The sequence below is a fragment of the Methanobrevibacter sp. genome, assembly GCF_045636185.1.
Lineage (GTDB): Archaea > Methanobacteriota > Methanobacteria > Methanobacteriales > Methanobacteriaceae > Methanocatella.
In genome coordinates this window covers 1-3,805 of the sequence record NZ_JAZTXC010000063.1, presented here as the reverse complement: position 1 = coordinate 3,805, position 3,805 = coordinate 1, and the positions used below count along the sequence as shown (strand labels likewise).

The 3,805-nt window shown below is 34.2% G+C and carries 2 protein-coding genes and 1 pseudogene; all 3 read left to right on the top strand.

Annotated features, from left to right (window positions below; all coding sequences use genetic code 11):
* A pseudogene (locus ACKI3Q_RS03915) lies at positions 1 to 501 on the top strand (signal recognition particle-docking protein FtsY); the annotation flags it as partial.
* 327 nt (positions 502 to 828) lie between these two features.
* On the top strand, positions 829 to 2,553 hold the full coding sequence (locus ACKI3Q_RS03910) for a Na+/H+ antiporter NhaC family protein (RefSeq protein WP_407414463.1): 1,725 nt from the start codon (positions 829 to 831) through the stop codon (positions 2,551 to 2,553).
* 205 nt (positions 2,554 to 2,758) lie between these two features.
* Positions 2,759 to 3,805 (top strand): sodium-dependent transporter (locus ACKI3Q_RS03905; protein WP_407414461.1); only part of this gene is annotated, 1,047 nt, incomplete at its 3' end.

Below are 3,805 nucleotides of genomic sequence, written 5' to 3'. Positions count from 1 at the left end.
ACTCCAGTTATTGCTGCATCAGATACATTTAGGGCAGGAGCTATTGAACAAGTCCAATATCATGCAGACAATTTAGGTGTTAAATTGATCAAGCATGAAAAGGGATCTGACCCTGCAGCTGTAGCATTTGATGCAGTTCAGCATGCTAGAGCTAAAGGAAACGATCTTGTATTGATTGACACTGCTGGAAGAATGCAAACAAACACCAATTTGATGGATGAGATGAAGAAGATTCGTAGGGTCTCTAAACCTGATTTGGTTGTATTTGTAGGTGATGCATTAACAGGTAACGATGCAACCGAACAGGCAAGAAAATTCAATGAAGCTATTGATATCGATGGTGTCATACTTACCAAGGCAGATGCCGATTCAAAAGGTGGTGCTGCACTTTCAATTGGTTACATCATTAAAAAGCCAATTCTATTCTTGGGTATGGGACAATCCTATGATGACATTAAGGAATATGATGCTGACTGGATGTTAGAGCAAATATTCTCTTAAATTTTCATCATTTTTTATTTTTTATTTCTTTTTATCTTTTTATTCCTTTTTTATATTATTTTACTAATTTTAATCAATTTTAAAGCTAAATTTACTTAATTTTAAAGTTAAATTTATATATTAATTTTATAAATATATTATATATTAACTAAGTAAAATTTTGTTTAATATTTTGCATAATCTATTAAATGTTGTATTTTTACTTATTATGTTGAACGATTTTTAATTTTATTCATTAATCTGAAAATGTCTTTTTTGGATTTTTAAAATAAAATTTGTTTATCGTTTCATTCGTATTTTTTTAATTTTTTACAAAATGGTGTGATTATGGAAATGAATAGAAATTTAAAAATTGGATTGATTGTAGCTATTTCTGTAATAGCTCTTTTCGTTTTATCCTTGCTAATTACCAATGCACCAGCTGGAGACGATAATGCAGTTCGTTTCGGTATTTTAACTCTCTTACCGCCTCTTGTGGCTATTGCTTTAGCATTCATAACCAAAGAGACTATTTTATCTTTGTTTATTGGGGTTTTCGTTGGAGAATTTATGGTATCCGTTAACGATTTAAACATTATCAGCTCTGCTATCAATGCATTTTTAGCAATGGGTACTCAAATTATTTCTTGTATGGCTGATCCATGGAATGCAGGTATTATCCTTCAATGTTTACTTATTGGTGGTATTATCCAATTAGTAACCAAGATGGGTGGTGCAAAAGCTTTAGCAGATGAATTTGCTAAACGTGCTGACACTCCTAGAAAAGCTCAATTATTCACAGAACTTTTAGGATTATGTGTATTCTTCGACGACTACGCTAACTCCTTAATTGTAGGTCCTATCATGAGACCTGTTATGGACAAACTTCACGTATCCAGAGAAAAATTAGCATTTGTAGTAGACGCAACTGCAGCTCCTGTTGCAGGTATTGCTATTATTTCAACCTGGATTGGTTTAGAACTCAGTTTAATTACCCAAGGTTTTGAGTCTATTGGAATGCAAGTAAGCGGATTCGGTATATTTTTACAAACCATTCCATTTAGGTTCTATAACATTTTAATCTTAATCTTCATTGTTATCTCTGCACTTACTTACTATGAATTTGGACCAATGAAAAAAGCAGAGAAAGCAGCTCGTGCTAGAAAAGAAGATGAACCAGTTGAATCTCTTGAAGCAACCAGTTTTGATGACGTTAAACCGGTTGAAGGTATTAAATTATCTGTTTGGAATGCAATCATCCCTATTGGTGTATTGATTGTTGGTGCACTTATTGCATTCTACTGGAGCGGTTATACCACTATCTTAGGTGGAGAAGACCAAGCTTTAATTACTTTAATGAAAACCTCTCCATTATCCTTCAGCGGTATATTTGAAGCATTATCCGCTTCTGACGCATCCGTTGCATTGTTCCAAGCAGCATTGCTTGCTTCTATTGTAGCTATTCTCATGGCTGTTCTCCAAAAAATCATGTCCATCGAAGAAGCTATCAGTGAATGGGTAGGCGGTATGAAAACTATCGTTATCACTGGTGTAATCTTATTGCTCGCTTGGTCCTTAGGTGGAGTTATTGGAGAATTAGGTACTGCTGATTACTTAGTAGGTGTATTGGCAGGTTCAATCCCTATATTCATCTTACCAACTTTGATCTTCGTTTTAGGTGCTTTAATTTCCTTTGCAACAGGTACTTCATATGGTACTATGAGTATTTTAATGCCATTAACCATTCCTCTTGCTTGGGCAGTAAACCCTGAAATGGGCTTTGTAATCGTATGTACAAGTGGTGTATTGACTGGTGCTATTTTCGGTGACCACTGTTCACCAATTTCAGATACCACAATTCTATCCTCTATGGGTACAAGCTGTAACCACATTGAGCACGTACGTACTCAAATCTACTACGCATTGTTCGTTGCAGTAATTGCTATTGTATTCGGTTACATCCCAGCAGGATTCGGTGTCCAATGGTACATCTCAATCCCTGTAGCTATTGTAGTAATGTACATCGGATTAAGAGTACTTGGTGAAAAAGTACCTTTTGAAGAAGTTGCTTAAATATGAATTTTACTTAAATGGTTAAATCCATTTAAGTTTCTTTTTTTATTTTTTATTTTTTTATTAAAGACCTATTTTTTGTACTGTTTTTTAAATTTTAATTAAGTCACATTTTTTCAACACTTAATTCATTAAAGTAAATTTTATTTACTAGTTTCAAGTAATATATTCTTATTGTAGTTTTATTATTTATGTAGTGATTTTTATGGCGAATGAAAAGTCTGTGTGGGATAGCAATATTGCTTTTGTTTTGGCAATGATTGGTTCTGCTGTTGGTTTAGGTAATATTTGGCGTTTTCCGAATGTCCTTTATTCCAATGGTGGAGGATCATTTATGATTCCTTATATCGTGTCTTTATTTATTTTAGGAATCTCATTTGTGTTGGTTGAATATGCTGTAGGTTTTAAATTTAAAACCTCCTTATCTAAAATATTTTTCTCAATTAAATCCAGATTGGAACCTATTGCTTGGTTTATCATATTGGTTGTATTTCTAATCACATCCTATTATGTTTGTGTAGTTGCTTGGGACTTGATATATGTTGCATTGAGTCTTACCAAGGCATGGGGATCAAATCCGGATTTATTCTTTACAGTTAGTGTTTTGCATGCATCTGATTCCCTTTCAGGCATTACTGAGATTGTTCCATGGGTTTTCATATCCGTTCTTCTTGTTTGGTTAAGTTCATGGTTCATTGTACAAAAGGACTTGAATGAGGGTATCGGTAAAGTGAGCAAAATGTTACTTCCTATCCTGCTTGGAATTGTCATAATAATTGTTGCATTTTCATTGACCTTACCTGGCGCTTCAATAGGTTATACTCAGATATTCACTCCAGATTGGTCTGCATTGACCAATTTGAATGTATGGTTGGCGGCATTTGGTCAGATTGTGTTTTCACTTAGTTTAGGTATGTCCATTGCACTTACCTATGCAAGCTACCTTCCTGAGGATTCCAAATTAACTGACAATGCTTTGATTGTAGCATTTTCCAATTCCGGATTTGAAATCTTCAATGCAATCGGAATCTTCTCAATCTTAGGGTTCATGACTTTAACCAGTGGCATTCCATTCAATGAATTGGTTACTGAAGGAACCGGTTTAGCATTTGTTGTTTTCCCAAAGGTATTTAATGTAATGGGTCCTTGGTCATCCATTATTGGACCATTGTTCTTCTTATGCATTTTATTTGCAGGTCTAACTTCTCTAATGGCTCTGCTTGAAGTGGCTTCATTTGCAATTTCTGAAAAA

Excerpts from the sequence above, each read along its gene's own strand:
- ACKI3Q_RS03910 (WP_407414463.1), top strand. The coding sequence starts at position 829 with ATGGAAATGAATAGAAATTTAAAAATTGGATTGATTGTAGCTATTTCT.